Source organism: Hymenobacter sp. HD11105 (assembly GCF_054051685.1).
Map to the genome: position 1 here is coordinate 91,838 of NZ_JBSWBR010000008.1, position 17,261 is coordinate 109,098.

Sequence of the window (17,261 nt, forward strand, 5' to 3'; positions counted from 1 at the left end):
GCAGGGACGGCAATAATTCGCGGCACCCAGGAAGGGTTACGGCGAGCTGATTGGCGCCCGCGTAACGCGCCGGCTATTGTCGGCGAGTTCCGTATCGATCAGTAAATGACGGGGGTCAATCCCGGCCTCCCCGGGCTCGGATAACACCTTTATCACCAGCTTATTATTGCCCGATTTCAGGCGCCGGGTTTGCAGGAACAGGGGCGGGGAGGCCTCGGTGCTGCCCTGGCCGAAAACCCCAACCTCCACCAGGTCATTCATCGCTACCTCCGTTTCGGTGCCGGCGGCATCCACCCGGACCTTGCGCGCCCGCACGTTTAGCGTGACCAGCCAGGCCCCATCGCCCGTGGGCGCTGCCTGGGCCTGCTGGGTTTTCAATTCCCAGAACGTGTTGGTGGCCAGCAGATCCTGGAGCAGGTAGTGCAGGGAGTCGGGCGTTACCCGCTGCACTTCGGCGTAGAAGTCCAGCGACGTCGCGTAGGGGGGCTCCCCGGCTTTAAAGCGAAGCAGCAAGGCGCGCAGGGCCCGGTTCAGGTTTTCCTCGCCCACGTATTCGCGCAGGGCATACATGGCCAGCGGCCCTTTGCGATAGGCCTGAAAGGCATCCTCGGCCCGCAGCAGGGGCGTGCCAGCCCGGGCCCGGGGGTTGAGGTAGGTCTGGCGCAGGGCGTCGAGCAGCCGGCGCAGGTGGGCCGGGCCCTTGCTCTGCTCCACCACATTCAGGGCGCTGTACCAGGCCAGGCTTTCCGTAATCAGCCCGGCGCCCGGCACGTCCGCGTTAATCAATTGGTGGGCCCACCACTGGTGGGCTACCTCGTGGGCGACCACGGCGAAGGGCAAGTCAAAGCCCCGGGCGTCGCGCGCGGGATGGAGGAAGGCGAAATTGGTTGAATACCCGATGGTGCCCGGCAAGGAAATGCCCCCCGTACCCGGGTCGGGGTACTCTACGAGCTTGAGCTGGCGCAAGGGGTAGGCACTGAAATGCTGGGTGTAGTAGGCCAGGGACGCGTGCAGGCTCTGCTCCATTCGGGCCAGATTCAGCTCGTGGCGCGGGTGATAAAAGACTTGCAGGTCGGTGCCGCCAAAGCGGGACTCCCGGACCGCATACCGGGCCGAGTAAACCGGGTACAGGTTGCGGATGGGCGCATCGGTCTCGTATTGGAAGTACTGCCGCCCGTCGGCCCGCCAACTGCGCCGCAGGCTGCCTGGGGCGACAGCCAGTTGCCCCGCCGCCGTGCCCACGGTCACGTCCAGGCGGATCCGCTCCCGGCCAAACCGGTTCAGCCGGGCGCTTGCTAGCCGTGGAGAAGGGGCGGCCGGGCGGGGGGGCAGGCCCTGGCCCCGGCGAGGGCGCTCGCCGCCGAGCTCGCGACCCGGCTGGTAGCCCAGAGCCGGCAGCCAGTCCGCGTTGGTAAAGTAGGTGCCGTTATCCATCACCGCCGTGGCAACTCCCTGGCTCGTAAAGCCCTGGGGGGCAAATTCCACCTGAAAGCTCATCTGCAGGGAATCGCCTGGCAGCAGAGGCTGCGCTAGCCGATAGATGTGGTGGCCCAGCCGGTTATCAATTCGGACCGCGGTGGCGGGCCGGCTAAACCGGATGGCGCGGGTCGTGACCGCCGCGGCCACAGCCACGTGCAGCGAATCGAGGGCGTGCCCGCTGCCGTTGCAAAGTTGGTAGGTGCCCGCTACCAGGGCCCTGTGCTGGTCGGGGTAGAGTTCAACGCGCAGCCGGGTGCCGGTCAGGTGGGGATGGGGCGCGGCGCGGTAAGGTCCGTAGCGGCGCTCGTAGGCCGCCTGCCGGGCTTGCTTTTCCGCGGCCGGGGTGTACTCGTTCAGCCCGTTGGTGTGGTAGAATATCACGGCACCCGGGCCCGCCACTAGCAGGAGGGCCAGGCCAAAAAGCGGGCGCCCCGCCCGGCCGGACCACGCCCGCCGCACCCGCCCCCGCCGGCCGGTTCCCCGGCCGCGCACCCACAGGCCCTGGGCCATAACCAAAGCGAGCAGGGCCCAGCCCGTCCAGTAAAGCCGGAATAAGGCCCAGGGCAGCAAGAAAGGCCCGGCCCCGTAGAAAACGGAGCTGCCCAGCCCGGGGTCAAACCCAAACACCAGCAGGGGATGCTCCACGCCCACCAGGCCGGGAAGCAGGGAATAAAAGTAAAGGAGCACCACTAGCAGATGGCCCACGTAGGGCTGATTAGCCAGGACGTGAATCGCCAGGGCGACGGCGGCCAGCAGCAGGTACTCCAGCAGCCGGGGCCCCCACCACGCCCGCAGGTACTGGCCTACTTCGAGTTGGTCCACGCCGCCCAGCAGTTGCACGGTGAGGCCCGCGGCCAGCAGGGCCAGCAGCAGCAACCCCAGCGCCAGGGCCACGGCCAGGTACTTGCTCAGTACCAGCACCCCAGTGGATACCGGGGCGGCATCGACCATCTCCTGCAGGCGCGCAGCGCGCTCCCGCCACACCACCTGCCCCACCAGCAGGGAGAGGAAGAGCACAATGGTGATTTCCAGGGCCGCGTTATTCAGCAGGGCCGCCACCCGCGCCGTGGTGGGGAAGCCCGGCACGCTCACGGGCCCCTGCAGCAGGTTGGGCAGGAGCACCACGGCGTAGAGCGCAATGGCGGGAATGGCCCAGCCCAGGGGGCTGGTCACCAGCTCCCAGGCGAAGCGCCCGGCCAGCGCCCGCGTTTGGTGAAGCTGGGCTCGCCAGCCCTGAAGCTGGACCCGGGGCGGGGGGTCAGCGGGCCGGGGCCGCACCCGCTCAGCCGGCGGCGGGGCCCCGGCCCGCTGGCGCCGGCTTCGGGTCGGCAAATAAGGCATCAACCGAAAGCGGGCATACGCGGCCCCGGCCACCAGAAGGGAAATCCCCACCCATAGCGCCCGGTTCGCCAACAGCGGTCCGGCCAGCGCCAGCCCTTGGGTGTTGGCGAGCCCGGGGGCCACCGCCAGGCGCTCCGCCGTCACGACCAGCAGGGCGGAAGGGTCGAGCAGTTGGGCCCACTGCCAGTTGCCCGTAGTGATTTCCAGGCTAAACGTGCTCAAGGCCCCCAGGCCGAGCGCCCCGGCATAGGCGGCCATGGCGCGCCGGGTAACTAGCGCTAGGGAGTAAAATAGGGCAGTGGCAATAAAGACATTCGGCAAAAGCAGCAGCAGGAAGGCATGGCCGTACGCTGCCGGCTGCAGGGGGCCGAATAGGGATGAGTCAACTCCCGGGGTGAAGCGGGCCAGCAGCAGGCTCAGCGGCACCACGGGGCCCAGCAGCAGGCTGCCCAGGGCGAAGGTGGCGGCCAAGCGGCCGCCCAGGTAAGGCAGCTTGCGCAAGGAAGTGGTGTACAGCAGCGGGTCAAGGCGCGCTTGCACGTCCCGCCGGGCCCCGTCGCCCGCGAGGGCGGCCAGCAGCAAGAAGCCAAACTTGGAGGCGTAGCCGGTAACGGCGGCGACCGTGAGCGGAGCCGTCAGCAGCACGGCCTCCACCGTGGTGGCATACTCGGCTATTTCGTTGATAACTAACGCGACCAGGCCCAGCACGGCCCCGACGTAAAGCCAGGTGGAGGGCCGGCCCAGCTGATACGCTAGCTCAAAGCGGAAGATGGTCCAGAACTTCATGCCGTGGTCAAGAGGCGGTGGGGGTAGGAGCGGGGCGGTAATGGCCGGCCAGGGCGGCGAAGTACACGTCCTCGAGGTCGGGCTCTACGGCCCTGAATTCCTGGCCCGGGTCGTGCTCGCAGTAGATGTGGAGCAGGATCAGGCCACTGAGCAGCTTGGTGGAAATCACGGGATAAGCCTGCTCCAGGGCCGGCACCGCGCTTTTGTTCACCAGCCGCCGCCAGATTTTTCCTTCCAGGTCGCGCACGGCCTGCAGGGGCTGGGTTTCGAGCAGAATTTGCCCCTGGTTGATGATGGCCATGCGGGTACAGAGCTCCGCCACGTCTGCCACAATGTGGGTGGAGAGAATGACCGTGCTTTTTTCCCCCAGCGCGCTGAGCAGGTTGAGAAAGCGCACCCGCTCGGCCGGGTCCAGGCCGGCGGTGGGCTCGTCGACAATGAGCAGCCGGGGGTTGCCCAGCAGGGCCACGGCCACGCCGAAGCGCTGGCGCATGCCCCCGGAAAAGCCCCCCAGCTTCTGCCGGCGCTGGTCCCAGAGGTTGACCTGGTGCAGCAGGTCTTCTACCATCTCCCGCCGGGCGGCCCGCGGGGTGATGCCTTTGAGAATGGCGAAGTGGTCCAGCAGCGTCTCGGCCCGGACCCGGCCCAGCAGGCCGAAGTCCTGGGGCAGGTAGCCCAGGGAGGCCCGGACCGCCGGCTGGTGGCGGACCACGTCCAGGTCGCCCCAGCGGATGTGCCCGGCGTCGGGCTCCTGCAGGGTGGCCAGCATGCGCATCAGGGTGGATTTGCCGGCCCCGTTGGGTCCCAGCAGGCCGTACATTCCCCGGGGTATGGTCAGGGAGATGTCGGTTAAGGCTTGAACCCCGTTGGGATAGGTATTAGAAACGTGGCGGATACGCAAGTCGGGAGCAGAAGGGTCCATATACTGGGAGGGGCGGGGGAGGGGTGAAGGCGGGAGCGCTCAAGGCAGGCGCTAAGGCGGGCAGATTCAAAGCCCGCCAAGTCTGGCTATCGGCAGTGGCACAAAGGAGCAACGCCCTGGCGCCCCTAAAAAAAGCGATATGCCACGGCCGGAAAGAAATCGTCCACTGCCGGCGCGGCCTCGACCACCGCCGTGGTCGAGCGCCCGCGCCCGGTGGCCGACTCCGGCCCGGCGGTGGTCGAGTAGGACGCCGAAGCGAGCCTGAAAAAAATACCTTTGGGTTATGAACCGCCCCGAAAAGGTATTTTCCCCCATTCACCTCCTCGCCTGGCTTTTGGCCCTGGTTGTTTTGGGGTGGATTTTCCGCAGCGAGGGCCACCCGCAGTGGCCCCGGCTGGCCGGGGGCGTGCTGCTGGGCAGCGCCTTGGTGTTTTACGGCCACTTCTACCTGTTGAGCCGCTACGGGCGGGGGCGCCAACTGCCCACTTATCTGCTGGGGCTGGGGGGCCTGCTGCTGCTGGGTCCGTTCCCCTTCCTGGGGGTGCAGCCCAGCAAGCTGCGCGACCTGCCCACCTTCTGGGACCAGTATTTTACCACCTTACTGAGCATCGTGTTGTTTTGGGTGGTTGTCAGCGGCTTGGTGCGCGCCCTGCAGCTGCGATTGCGCGCTACGCTGCGCCGGGAGCAACTGGCAAAACACGCGGCCCAGGCGGAGCTCACTTATCTGAAGGCCCAGCTCAACCCCCACTTTTTGTTTAACACCCTGCACAATATTCACTCCCTGGCTTACCTGCAATCGCCGCGCACGCCCGACGCCATCCTGCGCCTGGCCTCCCTCATGCGCTACCTGCTGCACGAATCCAACGCCAGCCGGGTGCCCCTGAGCCAGGAGCTTCAGTACCTTCAGGACTTTATCAGCCTGCAGCAGCTGCGCTACGAGCCGACGCCCGTAGCCCAGGTGGACGTGGTGGGCGAGGCCAGCACTTGGTATCTGCCGCCCCTGCTGCTGCTGCCCCTGCTAGAGAACGCCTACAAGCACAGTCCGGCCCAGCTCCGGGTCCACGATATTCACTTACGCGTAGCAGTAACAGCCGAGGGCCTTACCTTCCGCCTGCGGAATCCGGTGAGCCCCAAACCGGCCCCGGCTTCCCCCGAGCCGGGGGGCATTGGCCTGGCCAACGTGCGCAAACGCCTGCAGCTGCTCTACCCCGCCCAGCACCACCTGCAGGTTACCGCCGACGCTGCTTACTTTGAAGTTCTCCTCCTCCTTAAGCCGCTGCCCGGGCCCGAGCATGAACCAACCGCTAACCTGCTTTATCATCGATGATGAGCCCCTGGCTCAGCAGCTCCTGGCCGCCTACATCGCCAAAGTGCCTTTTCTCCGCCTGCAGGGCGCCTTCAGCTCCCCGCTGGCGGCCGCCGCCCCCCTGCAGGCGGATAAACCGGACCTGCTCTTCTTGGATATCAACATGCCGGACCTGGACGGGCTCAGCTTTATTCCCCTGCTCCGCCCCAAGCCCCTGATTATCCTCACCACGGCCTACGAGCAGCATGCCCTGAAAGCGTATGAGCTGGAAGTAAAAGACTACCTGCTCAAGCCCTTTTCCTTCGAGCGGTTTTACCAGGGAGTACTACGCCTCTATCACGAGTACGGCCAGCGGCGGCCTGAACAGCCGGCCGGGCAACCCCAGGCTCTTCCGCCCAAGGACTTCCTCTTCCTGAAAGTGGGCCACCGCCTGCAAAAGATTGCCATAGCCGATATTCTCTTCATTCAGGGTATGAAGGATTATCTGCGCCTCTACACCGCCCAGGAGAACGTCATGACGCTGCTGAGCTTCGCTAAGCTGGAGGAGCAGCTTCCCGCCGCCAACTTCGCCCGGGTGCACAAGTCGTTTATGGTCGCCCTGGATAAAATTGACCACATCGAAAAAAACCAGATCAGCATCGCCGACCACCTTATTCCCATTAGTGAAACCTTTAGTGAGCGGTTTTTCACCCAGTTAAAAAGGTTGCACTAGCGTTGGGTAATAAACCCTCCCCTTTAGGCTGCCGCGCTCCTAGACTCCCTGCGAAAGCCCCACCAGGGGCGGGTGGGGATGATGACCGATAGGTAAGACAGGGTTGCCAGGTAACGCTATTATCCATTTTAGGAGGCAAACGCCGCAATTCCGCCAGCGGCGACCGCGACCGCATTACTACCGATAACGGGGGCTTCGGCCCTACAATGGGTGGCGGGAAGGGCCGGAGCTAGGTTGATTAGGTAACCCCAATGATGCTGGGAGCTTACTCCTGCTGTCTATGGGCTACTAACAAGAAGGCCGCGAACTAGTCGCGGCCTTCCTGGTAAGCTCCTGTATTCCTACCGCGTTAATCCTGCAGCACGACGCGAGTGAACTTGCTTTGCTTGCCCGAAGTCAAGCGAACCATGTACACACCCGTAGCCAGGCGGCCTTTGCTGAACTCATGGGCGATGCGCTGCCCCGCTTCGCCCTTGCCTTGGGCTACGACGGCTACTACGGCCCCCTGCATGTTCATCACCTCCAAGCGGTAAGCCCCACTCTCGGCCAATGTGAAGGCCAGCGTCGTGTTCGCGTTGGTGGGGTTAGGCGCAGCCGTCAGGCCGTCGTTGGTCAACAAGGCATCGCTAGCTACTGCACTAGCTACTGCTGCTTTTGCCCGGGGGCAGGAGCCGAGCGTGGCTTCCCCGCGCGCCAGCAGGGCTTTGGTGTCCGCCGCATCCACGCACAGGCCCTTGCCCTTAAAGCAAACCTGTACTTTGTTGCCCTTGTTACCGCAGACGACATCCACCACCTTAATCGTGATAGCCACCGTTTTCGTGCACTGGTCCTTATTTACCGCCGTCACCGTGAAAGTGTAGGTGCCCGCGGCCGTCGGGGTGAAGACCGGAGCCGCGGCGGTGGCATCGCTCAGCCCGGTCGCAGGAGCCCAACTGTACGTATTCGTGGCTTCCCCCGTGGCCAGCAACTGTACGCTCTGCGGACCATAGCCCAGGTAAACCGTTGTGGCCTCACCCCCCGTAAATACCGGAGAGGTCGCCACGGCGGCCACGGTGAGCGGAGTGGCGCACAAGTAGGTGGGGGGCAAATCAAACGCCTGTACTTGATCGAAGCGGCTAGCACTCGATCCCTGGCTGGCGCTAAACCCTAGCCCCCGCTTGGCGAAAGCCCCCCAGATCAGGGCCTGATGCGCGCCCCCGTAGTTGAGCCGATCCGCCAAGAGAATAGCATCCCGGCCATCCACGAAACCGGGAGAGCAAGGCTGCAGCTTCAAGCCGTCAATGACCAATTGCATGGCCAGGTTGTTGCCCCCGTTGCCGTCGTACAAGTCGGGGTCAAAGCCGTGCTGGGCGATCAGGTCCCAGGTCATATCCCAAAGCATGGTCGCCCACATAAAGCCAATTCCGTGCGGCTGCAGGAGCACCACGGGGTTGTTGGTGGCCGCGTACGTGAAGCTGTTGACGCTGAAGTCCGTGCTGTAAGGAGCCCGGCGGAAACCCCGAGCAGTCGGCAGTTGACCCGAGGCGTAGGCGCCCATCCCTCGGGCTTGACTACCCCTGTCTCCTTCCTTTATGGTCATCATCAGGCCGAACCAGTCGCTCCAGCCCTCGCCCATCTGCTCCGCGTTGTTCAGGCAGTCAGTCCGCTCCCGGCCCCCAGTTAAACGCAGGGAGATGCCATGCCCGTACTCGTGGGCGATGATGAGGTTGTCAAAGTCACTGTCAATTTCCAGCCGCGCGGTTTCATCTTTCAGGCTCCCGCTGACCTCTACCCCCGCGTCCAGCTTTTCCCGGATAGTCACTCCCGGCGTATTCGAGATCATGACGGCGGGGATGGTGATGGGGCCGGGCAAGCTAGCCGTGGCACGCATAATGAAGGGCGTGTCATCCTGCGGTTGGTCGTAGATGATGATGACCGCGACAGCCCCCGCCACTTGGGCATTATACACTTTCCGGTCATACTCACAGGGGCCCCAATACATGACCGCGATGTTGCCTTTTAGTGCGGCGGCGTTGGTGATTGCTCCGCAGCCAATAGCGGGGTAAAAATCGCCAGCATCCTCCGCCAGAACTAGTTTGCTGGTAACAGGGGTAGCACCCAGCCGGGGGCCAAATGAGGCCTGGGCGGCCGGGTAGCTGCGGGCGATTGCGGCCGGTGCCGTGACCTGGAACATGTCCGCGGGAACGATGGGCCCAAACAGGTACATCTGCATGCGGGGGCGCTGACCATCGGGGGGCGTGAAGAAGTTGGCGTTGTTGCGGGTGGTCGTAATATCCCTGGAGTCCTGGGCCTCGGCCCTTACGTGGTCTAGCTCGCCATCAGCGGGGCCCCTATGAAAGTTGGTGGTTTGGAAGTTGCCGCTTTGCTCATCAAAACCGTACCGGTACCACACATCGTGCATCAGGTTGTTCCAGTAAAACAGGTTGGTGATGGCCGCATCTCTATTTACTACCGGCTGCTGGCTCAGGTCCAGCGGAAAATCAAAGTTCAGGGCTGCGCCGCCGTCGGGACTATAATTCATACCTAGCACGTTGTTGTTGTTACCCGGGTCCTCGTAGGCCAGCACGTTGTTGCCGCGCGTGATGGTATAGCTGGTGGTGCCCGTCGAATGCCACCCGCTGGGCGAGGCGACTTTGTCGGCGACCGAGTGGGACACCAGGGAGCGGGGGCCCTCGCTGGGGCTCCCCAAGGGCAGGGCGAATACATTATAGGTCGGGGCCGCCGGGGTGGGGGCGACGCTGGCCTGATCTTCCGCGGCACTATACGGCGCCCTCGCCCGGGGGGCGGGGCTAGCCGGCACCGCCGGGTCAGCGTAGTCAAACTCGCAGTGCACCACCTGGTTGTGCTTCGCTAGCACCTGGCCGTTGGCCGCATCCAGGCGCAGGCTCCACCGGCTTTGCGCATCAAGCTCATAGATCGCTACTTCCCAAGCCAGTACCAGGCTGCCATCTTCCAGGGGCTGATACACCAGCTTGGCCGGAATGGGCTCCAAGGACATACCGCCGGTAGAAAACAGGGTTGCTTTGTCGGGACCAGTGCTTTTTTCCTTTACGGACAAAGGCTCTGTGAGCGCCAGCTGAAGGTGGTTGGCCGCCGCCGTTACGGCCGCCGCCGCGCTCAACGCTGCCTGCTTAGTCTTCACCTTTTTACTTACTTGCCTATGCAGGCGGTTGCCCAGCGACACAACCTGCCCGTGGCGGTCTACCGTGACCGTGGTAAGGGCGCCGTACACCTCAATCCCTTCGTAGTGCTGCTGCACGTACAGGTGTTTGGTGCCGCTTTTTGGGGATTCTGTCTCGCTGCTTAAGGTCAAGTCAGCAAGGTCCTGGTCTTCCAGCCCCAGCTTGTGCTGGTTCTTTTGCAAATGCTCCCGGGCCGCGGCCGGAACCGCTGTTTGGGTAGCAGTTCTTTTCCCCTGGGCAAAGGCGGGAGACCCTCCTAGCAGCAGAGCCACCAAGACGAAGCGAGCGAACAACGGTAGAAGTTGTTTCATAGTAAGCCAGTAAATGGGTTGGTGAAAGGTCTTCGTCGGCTCCGGCGCCAGCCTCCCCGTCCTAAGGAAGAAGCGGGGCGGGAATCTGAAACAGGTCACTTAGGGCCAGGACATACTCCTGGGTGCTTGCCTCGTAGCGAAGGGCGTAGCGTGCGGGGTAGTACTTGCCGGCCCCGGCATAGCCCAGGGGCTGCTTAATGGGGGCGGAAAAGTTCACGGCCGGCGTGAGCAGGGCCCTGGTGAACATGGGCGCGAGAAAAGTGACGTGACCCTCGTAGGTGCCGTAAGCTAACGTGCTGCTGAAGCGTCCGCCGGGCTGGTACTCAGGGCTGGCGGGGTCCGTCCAGCGCCGCCCCAACTTGGCCACGCAGCGGCCCACGACCCCATTGGCAACCGTGTACTGATACCCTTCGGGGAGCATGGCGGCGGGCGGAAACAGGTCGCCCTTGGGGTCGTCAAGGGTGATGGCATTGCGCCCGGCCCGAGGCTGGCGATAAAAGTGGGCATCGAAGTGGGGGGCGCCGTACACGGCCATGGGGGCCTGCCCGCCCGGGTTCCAGCTGAAAGAGACGTGGTCAAAGGGCATTTTTACCGCCGCCGCCGGCATGGGCAGCTCATACAGCATCGCGGCCGTCGGCAGCCCGTCCAGGGCCGCAGCCGTGAGGCGAATACCCATTTCGGTGGGGGCGCCGCCCGCGTCGCTAGTCACGTACGTGCGGGCCGCGCCACTGCCAACCAGGACAGTTTGGCCAAAGGTTGTGGCCGGGGCAGCGGCCGGCTCGCTTTCTTTGTCGCACGCCGTCAGCAGGCAGACGCCCACCAAGGCGAAGGTGGCGAGGGTAGACCAAGACTGGGGGTGAGGAGAAGAGAAAAGCATGGCAGAAAAGGTAAAAGGTTGAGAACCGAGCAAATGGCCGAAGCAAAGGAACGGCGGGTCGTAGTTGTGTAAATCAGGCTAGCCGTCGAGTTGCGGCGACATTGCGGTGCGCCCTATAGGACAAAATCATTATTCTTTTGTGTTGATCAAAGATAACTGCGATGGTAGAGTGCGGCAAATGCCGGCCTACCCCTAAATGGGGGATAGTTGGGCTTTCTGTCCCAGCTCAGGAATGAGGGCCGGGGTAGCACTTGGTAAGCCCTTCTAATGCGCTATTTGCTTGGGGCTTTAGCCAGACGGCAAACAATGCCCCCGGGCGGCGCTGGCGGCCCGGTAAGCCGCTAAAAAGCCCCCCAGCAGGAGTGAAGGACCCTTTACCCGCCTCCGCTGGAGAAGCTGCCCCCGGCCGGGAGAAAGGCTTTACCCTCTTCGGGTTTTATTTCCTGCTAACTCTAATAAAATCATATATATTAGATAAATAATTATGTTTACCACTTCGATGGCCGGCGAAACTTCCGCGACATGACAACGTGACTACGGCAAGGGCGCGGCCCAAGCCTGGGGGCCTAAGACTACTACTGAGCTGTCTGCTGAGCTTGCTGCTGGGGGCCAGCCACCTCGGGGCCCGTCCGAGCCAAGGACCCGCCTGGCAGCGGGACCCCGTGCTGAGTCCTCTGTTGATTCAGCAGATGGTGACCGATGCTGCCGGGTTTCGGTGGGTAGCTACCGACGAGGGCGTCTACCGCTATGACGGCCACGAAATCGTGCCCCTGAAAAGCCTGGTGCGCCTAGGTCCGCGCCCGCGCGTGGAGCTGGTGTCGGCCCTGGCCCTTGACCGGGCGGGCTGTTTGTGGCTGGGGGCCGAGTCCGGCCTCTGGCGCTTCAACGCGGCCACCGGCCACCTGCGGGCCGTGCCGCTGCCCCTGCGCCCCGACGAGCGCCCCAAAGTGAAAACCCTGCTCCACGACCCGCGCACCGACCGCCTGTGGGTGGGCTACGGGGCCGGGACCATTGCGCTGCTGGCCGCCACCCGCCCCCAGCGCCCCCTCTTCCCAGTAAGCCGGGTGGCCGACACCGAATTCTATTTTACGGCCGAAACCAGGGGGCAGGGCGCCTGGCTGGCCAATGACCGCGCGGAACTCTACCACCTGGCGCCCGATGGCCGGGTCCGGCGGCAGGTGGGGGCCCCGGACCAGCTGCTGCCGGTGCCAGGCACCTGGCCCCAGCGGTTTTTCAGCCGCCAAGGCTTGTACCTGCTGGACTCGGCCTACCGCCTGCAGGTCCTCTGCCGGTGGCCCCGCCGGCTGCCTGAGCTGACCAACCGGCCCTTCGTTACCGACAGCACCCTCGACGCGGTGGTGGCGGGGCAGTGGCTGCACGTGGGGGGCGTGCGCGGGGCCCGCCCCCGCTTGGCGGTGGCGCCCGTTGCCGCCCTGACCGGCAGCCCGGAAACGCGCAGCTACACGCTGGAGCGCGACGCCTACGGCGTGTGGTGGCGCTTCAACCGCGAGTACCGCGGCTGCTACAAGCAGCGGCAGGTGCGGCGCGTAGTCGAGCCGGTGCTCCTGGCCGGTGGGGCCGCGGCGGGCAGCGCCCGCCTCATCACCCGCCTGCCCGACGGCCGGCTGTTCGTGTCGACCTACGGGGGATGCTTTGCCCAAGCCGCCGACTCTCCCGCGGCCCCGCTGCGACCCTTGGCGCTGGGGCAGCCCGGCCCGGCTGCGCCCTACAACGGCGTATTGGGGGGCTTTTTTTCCGACCCTACCGCCCGCTTCGCCGTGGTGGCCGATGAGCTGTGGGGCGCGGTTCGCCTCGACCTGACCACGAATCAGGTAAGCAACTTGGCCCACGGCCCCCTGCTACCCTGGTCCCGCGCCACTCATGGGCCGGTCCGCGCCTTCGCCCTGCTCCGCGCCCGTAACGGCCGCCTCTGGGTCGGTGGGCAAACGGGCTTGTTTCTGGTAAGCCCGGACTTCACTGCCCTGCGCCGCGTAGCGGACGAGCACGCTGCCTGGCCCTTGCATAAGCTCGACATCACGGGTTTGGCCGAGGACCCCGCCAGTGGGGCACTGTGGATCAGCACCAGTGGGGGCCTGTTCTGGCTGCCCCCCGCCCGCCGGGGTCCGCTACGGGCCTTCCGGGTAGACGCCCCGGTCGGGCGCCGGCTGCCCACGGACGCGCTCACCTGCGTGGCTGCCGCCGGCCCCGGCCGCGCCTGGGTGGGCACCCGCGACCAGGGCCTGCTGCTGGTCGACGCCCGCGCGGGCGTCCTGCGCCAGCTTAGCCTGAGCGAGGGGCTGCCCAGCCACACCATCGCGACGGTGCTGCTGGACCGCGGGGGGGAGGTGTGGGCGGGCACCTACGCCGGGCTGGTGCGCTATAGCCCGAGCAGCGGGCGGCTAGCGGTATTTGGTGAAGCCGAAGGCCTGCTGGAGCCCGAGCTGAACCGCCGGTCCGCCTTCGCGGATGCTGACGGCACGCTGTGGTTTGGCGGGGTGGGGGGCGTGTACCGGGTGCCGCCCGGGCGCGCGGCGGAAGTGACCCCACCCCAGCAGCCGCGCCTGCTGCTGACCGCGGTGGGCAAACCGGCCGGTGCGGCCGAAGCGGTGCAGCATCTCAGCGGCCGCCCGGCGAAACGGTTGTCGCTGGCGGCCGGCCCCCAGGCGTTTGTGGAGCTGCGCCTGGCGCTGACGGATTTCTTTGCCCCCAGCCTCGTGCGCTACGCTTACCGCCTGCACCCGGCGAACGAAGCGCGGCCCACGGCCTGGCTTAACACCCCGCGGCGCCTGGTGCTGCGGGGCTTGGCGCCGGGGGAGTACGCGGTGGAAATCCGGGCTGAAACGGCCGGCGGCCAGGCCACGGGCCACCACCTGCGCCTGCCCCTGCACGTGGAAGCCAGCTGGTGGCAATGGCCCTGGCTGTGGGGGCTGGTGGCCGCCTTGCTGGTCGCTTTGGGCTACGGCATCTACTGGCTGCGCCTGCGCCGGGTGCTGGGCGAGGCGCGCCGGCGGGCCGAGCTGGCCGCCAACCTGCACGACGAAGTGGGGGCCTTGCTGACCCGGGTGACCATGCTGGCCGAAGTGCTGCGCGACCACTACCGGACGGCCCCTGAGGAAGGCGCCCGCGGCTTTGACGCCCCTCACGCCTTCGACCGCCTGCTCTACAACAGCCGCGCGGCCGTGCAAACCATGCGCGACGTGGTGTGGGGCATCGATTCGCAAGCCGATTCGGTGGGCGCCCTCCTACACCGCATGCGCGACCACCTCAATCAAACGGCCACCGCGGCCGGTCTGGCAGCCACTTTCAGCCACGCCGGGCTCAGCGAAAAAACCGTGCTGCCGGCCAGCACGCGCCAGCACCTGTTTCTTGTTTTCAAAGAAGCGGTCACCAACACTGCCCGCCACGCCCGCAGCGCCACTGAAATCAGCGTGCACCTGGGCTACCGCCAGGGCAAGCTGGTGCTGGAAGTGGGCGACAACGGCCAGAGCAGCGGCGGCGCGCCCCGCTCCAGCGGCATGGGTTTGCGCAACATGGCCCACCGCGCCCAGGCCCTGGGGGCCGACCTGCGCACCGGCCCCCACCCCGACGGGCGCCCCGGCTACTACGTGCAGCTGATCATGGCGTAAGCAAGGCCGCGAAATGGGGGAAATCTCCTTCCGCTTAGAGCTGCCCGCGGGCCGCCCGGCTCAGCAGCTCCAGGCGCCCACTGACGTGCAGCTTGTGGTAGACGCTTTTCACGTAGCTGTGCACCGTTTCTAGGCCCAGGTGCAGGCGCTGGGCAATCTCCTTGTCCGCGAGCCCATCAATCAAGCCTTCGAACACCTGCTGTTCCCGGGGAGAGAGGCCGGCGGGGTGGATGCTGGGGGCGGGCTTGAAGTGAGCCAGCACCCGCCGCGCCACCGAGGGGCTCAGCGTCGAGCCGCCCGCGGCCACCTCGCGGATGGCCTGGGTAAGCTGGGCCAGGGGGGTATTTTTGAGCACGTAGCCGCTCGCGCCCCGGCTCAGGGCCAGGTAAATACGGTCGGGGTCCTCAAACACGGTCTGCACAATAATGTCGGCCCGAGGCAGGCGCTGCTTGATCAGGGGCAGGGCCTCCAGCCCGCTCATGCCGGGCAGGCCCAGGTCGAGCAGGATGACGGCCGGGGGCAGGGCGTCGGGCAGCTCCGCCAGAAATTGCTCGGCTGACCCACACACCAGCACCAGGGTCAGGCCGGGCTGGCGGCGCAGGTAATCACTGAGCAGGGCCCGGACTTCGGGGTCGTCTTCGACCAGGGCCAGGTGGAGCGAGTTCATAGCCCAAGGTAAGGACCGAACCCCTAGTTTCCATCGCTGGACCCACCCCCAAATGGGGGTGGGCTTTTTGATAGAGGCCTGACTGCACGCCAAGACCGGTAAATTCAGCTCCCGACCCCGCGGGGGCCGGCTTTCGTTCTGCCCGCAAAGAGCAGAATCCCCCGGCGCGCGCTGCCAAGCTTAGGGGTTGGCAGCACGGGCGTCGTCTCTTCGTTACCGGCCTTCCTAGGGGGCGGTAGGATACCAGTTGCGCAGCCGCACGTCGATTTTCGGGTTTGCCGCGTTCACCGTTTTCTTGAAGCCGGCCACGTCGCTCAGGCCGTTCTCTCCCCGGTAATGGTAGGGGTACACTATACCCGGCTTGAAGGCTAAGACGGCCTGCGCGGCCTGCCGCACGTCCATGGTGTAGGGCAGGTTCATGCACACGAAGGCTACGTCGATGCCCCGCAGGGCGCGCATCTCGGCAATGTCTTCCGTGTCGCCGGACAAATAGACGTTTTTGCCCCCCAGGGTCAACACGTAGCCATTGCCCCGGCCTTTGGGGTGGCGCGCATCGGCCGCCTCGGGCAGATTGTACATGGGCAGGGCCGCCACGCCCAGGCCCAGGGTATCAAGCCGCTGGCCGTTACGGAGGATGCGTGCTTGGGCTTGGTACTGCGCCGGCAGCTGCTCGGCTACTGCTTTGGGTACGATCAGCAGGGCCTTGCCCACGGCGAGCCCGGCCAGGGTCTTGGGGTCCAGGTGGTCCCCGTGAATATCGGTGATCAGGATCACATCGGGGGCGGCCAGCCCGGCATAGGCCGCCGCGCCGCCATAGGGGTCCACGTAAATGGTCTTCTTGTTCCAAGTAAAGACCACGCTGCCGTGGGTGATGGGCTGCACCGTGAGCGGACCCTGGCGGGTGGCAATCTGGTCGGTGGCCGCGCGCGCGGGGATTGCCGGGGTAGCGGTTTGAGCCGGTGCCGGCAGGGCGAAAGCCGCCAGCGCGGCCAGGAGGGGGAGAGTAGCTTTCATAAGTTTGGGGCCGGGGGAGATAGCATGGTAGACCAATTTTTCCGTAACAAAAGCCGCTAGCGAAAATCCTTGCCTATAACCAACTAACCCGCCGCAAGTTCAGGGCTGCGATCCATCCGTAGCTGATCTCTACCCTACAACTTAGGGGAACGGCAGGCCGCGCAGCTGGCGGCGGTGGGCAGGGTGTTGGCATGCTGCGCGATGGCCGTATCCAGCGCGTGCTGGAAAGCGGCCAACAGCTTGTCGCGCTCCGTGTCGGGGATGTTTTGCAACACCTGCTCAATGGCCGAGCGGTAGACGTGGGCCATGAAGTTAGGGCCGTAGGAAGTGAAAAAACCGTCGTGCAGGGCATCGAAGGTGGTTTTCTCCGCCGAGGAAATGGACCGCGACAGCGCTTGCCACTGCTTGGCATTTTCCGCGAGGCTGTGTTGTAATTCTGGATTCATAAACCTTGGGGGAGAAAAAGCCAAGCGTAGCCGTAGTGCGGCTCGGACGTTCGCCCTGCAACAGCGCAGGCCAAGGGGATAGTACAAACTTGGGCCCCCTTATTGTCCTAAAGTTAATAAGGGGCAAACTATGGGCTGACCTTGGTCAACTTTCCAGCCCGCGCCCGAAAAATAAACCTCCCCCGGCCCCCTGGGGACGGCTACCAGTGGGGTCGGCGCAGCAACGTGACTTAGGTAGGGCTTTTTAGTAGTGCGGCCCCAGCGGGCGCCGTCAGCCGCCCGCCGCTGGCTTAACCCCGCGTCCACGGTTGCGCAGGACTCGGGGTCCCCACAGCGACGTGAGCGAGCAAGCCTCCGATGCAAGGACCAGATCTCCTCGCCGGGGTCGGCAGGCTGGGAACATCAGGGCGGCATGATAGTAATCTGGGCCGGTATTGACCTGGTGGTTCATGATGCTAAGCACCTGCTGGCGGCGCGCGTGATCACGACGGCGTAAGGCAGGGTAGGTAGCGGAGCCGTAAGCCGGGTGGTCTTCGCGCTCTTGTTATCCAGCGAGAAAGCGTCCGCATAGCTTGTCCTGCCGGGCGTTCTG

At 65.2% G+C, this 17,261-nt stretch carries 10 protein-coding genes; 3 read left to right on the top strand and 7 right to left on the bottom strand.

Annotation, left to right across the window (positions count from 1 at the left end; translation table 11 throughout):
- Positions 1-36: 36 nt before the first annotated feature.
- The gene (locus tag ACW9KT_RS18985; protein ID WP_457083319.1) at positions 37-3,606 is read right to left on the bottom strand and encodes a M1 family aminopeptidase; all 3,570 of its coding nucleotides are present in this window, start codon (positions 3,604-3,606) and stop codon (positions 37-39) included.
- Positions 3,607-3,613: 7 nt separating this feature from the next.
- Positions 3,614-4,528, bottom strand: a complete 915-nt coding sequence (locus tag ACW9KT_RS18990; protein WP_457083321.1) for an ABC transporter ATP-binding protein — start codon at positions 4,526-4,528, stop codon at positions 3,614-3,616.
- Between the two features lie 283 nt (positions 4,529-4,811).
- Between ACW9KT_RS18990 and ACW9KT_RS18995 the strand changes: the two genes are divergently transcribed.
- Together ACW9KT_RS18995 and ACW9KT_RS19000 are read left to right on the top strand one after the other, a co-directional pair.
- Positions 4,812-5,855: a sensor histidine kinase gene (locus ACW9KT_RS18995; protein WP_457083323.1), complete on the top strand. Its 1,044-nt coding sequence runs from the start codon at positions 4,812-4,814 to the stop codon at positions 5,853-5,855.
- Positions 5,821-6,546 (top strand): LytR/AlgR family response regulator transcription factor, encoded by a 726-nt coding sequence (locus ACW9KT_RS19000; protein ID WP_457083325.1) that lies wholly within the window; start codon positions 5,821-5,823, stop codon positions 6,544-6,546. The genes ACW9KT_RS18995 and ACW9KT_RS19000 overlap by 35 nt, the downstream gene beginning before the upstream one ends.
- 349 nt (positions 6,547-6,895) lie before the next feature.
- Here ACW9KT_RS19000 and ACW9KT_RS19005 read toward each other — a convergent pair whose 3' ends face one another.
- Together ACW9KT_RS19005 and ACW9KT_RS19010 are read right to left on the bottom strand one after the other, a co-directional pair.
- Positions 6,896-10,039, bottom strand: coding sequence for a T9SS-dependent M36 family metallopeptidase (locus ACW9KT_RS19005; protein WP_457083327.1), 3,144 nt, complete (start codon positions 10,037-10,039; stop codon positions 6,896-6,898).
- 61 nt (positions 10,040-10,100) lie between these two features.
- Positions 10,101-10,916: a DUF5602 domain-containing protein gene (locus ACW9KT_RS19010; protein WP_457083329.1), complete on the bottom strand. Its 816-nt coding sequence runs from the start codon at positions 10,914-10,916 to the stop codon at positions 10,101-10,103.
- Positions 10,917-11,446: 530 nt separating this feature from the next.
- On the opposite strand from ACW9KT_RS19010, the gene ACW9KT_RS19015 reads away from it, so the two are divergent.
- Positions 11,447-14,542 carry a histidine kinase gene (locus ACW9KT_RS19015; protein WP_457083330.1) on the top strand — a complete coding sequence of 1,032 codons (3,096 nt, stop codon included), beginning with the start codon at positions 11,447-11,449 and terminating at the stop codon, positions 14,540-14,542.
- A 34-nt stretch (positions 14,543-14,576) separates the two neighbouring features.
- Here ACW9KT_RS19015 and ACW9KT_RS19020 read toward each other — a convergent pair whose 3' ends face one another.
- From ACW9KT_RS19020 to ACW9KT_RS19030, 3 genes are all read right to left on the bottom strand, one after another.
- Positions 14,577-15,209 (bottom strand): response regulator transcription factor, encoded by a 633-nt coding sequence (locus ACW9KT_RS19020; RefSeq protein ID WP_457083332.1) that lies wholly within the window; start codon positions 15,207-15,209, stop codon positions 14,577-14,579.
- Positions 15,210-15,434: 225 nt separating this feature from the next.
- Positions 15,435-16,223 (bottom strand): MBL fold metallo-hydrolase, encoded by a 789-nt coding sequence (locus tag ACW9KT_RS19025; protein ID WP_457083334.1) that lies wholly within the window; start codon positions 16,221-16,223, stop codon positions 15,435-15,437.
- Between the two features lie 134 nt (positions 16,224-16,357).
- The gene (locus ACW9KT_RS19030; protein WP_457083336.1) at positions 16,358-16,669 is read right to left on the bottom strand and encodes a hypothetical protein; all 312 of its coding nucleotides are present in this window, start codon (positions 16,667-16,669) and stop codon (positions 16,358-16,360) included.
- Positions 16,670-17,261 lie beyond the last annotated feature (592 nt).

Excerpts from the sequence above, each read along its gene's own strand:
- ACW9KT_RS19010 (WP_457083329.1), bottom strand. The coding sequence starts at position 10,916 with ATGCTTTTCTCTTCTCCTCACCCCCAGTCTTGGTCTACCCTCGCCACC.
- ACW9KT_RS18995 (WP_457083323.1), top strand. The coding sequence starts at position 4,812 with ATGAACCGCCCCGAAAAGGTATTTTCCCCCATTCACCTCCTCGCCTGG.
- ACW9KT_RS19030 (WP_457083336.1), bottom strand. The coding sequence starts at position 16,669 with ATGAATCCAGAATTACAACACAGCCTCGCGGAAAATGCCAAGCAGTGG.
- ACW9KT_RS19020 (WP_457083332.1), bottom strand. The coding sequence starts at position 15,209 with ATGAACTCGCTCCACCTGGCCCTGGTCGAAGACGACCCCGAAGTCCGG.
- ACW9KT_RS18985 (WP_457083319.1), bottom strand. The coding sequence starts at position 3,606 with ATGAAGTTCTGGACCATCTTCCGCTTTGAGCTAGCGTATCAGCTGGGC.
- ACW9KT_RS19025 (WP_457083334.1), bottom strand. The coding sequence starts at position 16,223 with ATGAAAGCTACTCTCCCCCTCCTGGCCGCGCTGGCGGCTTTCGCCCTG.
- ACW9KT_RS19005 (WP_457083327.1), bottom strand. The coding sequence starts at position 10,039 with ATGAAACAACTTCTACCGTTGTTCGCTCGCTTCGTCTTGGTGGCTCTG.
- ACW9KT_RS18990 (WP_457083321.1), bottom strand. The coding sequence starts at position 4,528 with ATGGACCCTTCTGCTCCCGACTTGCGTATCCGCCACGTTTCTAATACC.
- ACW9KT_RS19000 (WP_457083325.1), top strand. The coding sequence starts at position 5,821 with ATGAACCAACCGCTAACCTGCTTTATCATCGATGATGAGCCCCTGGCT.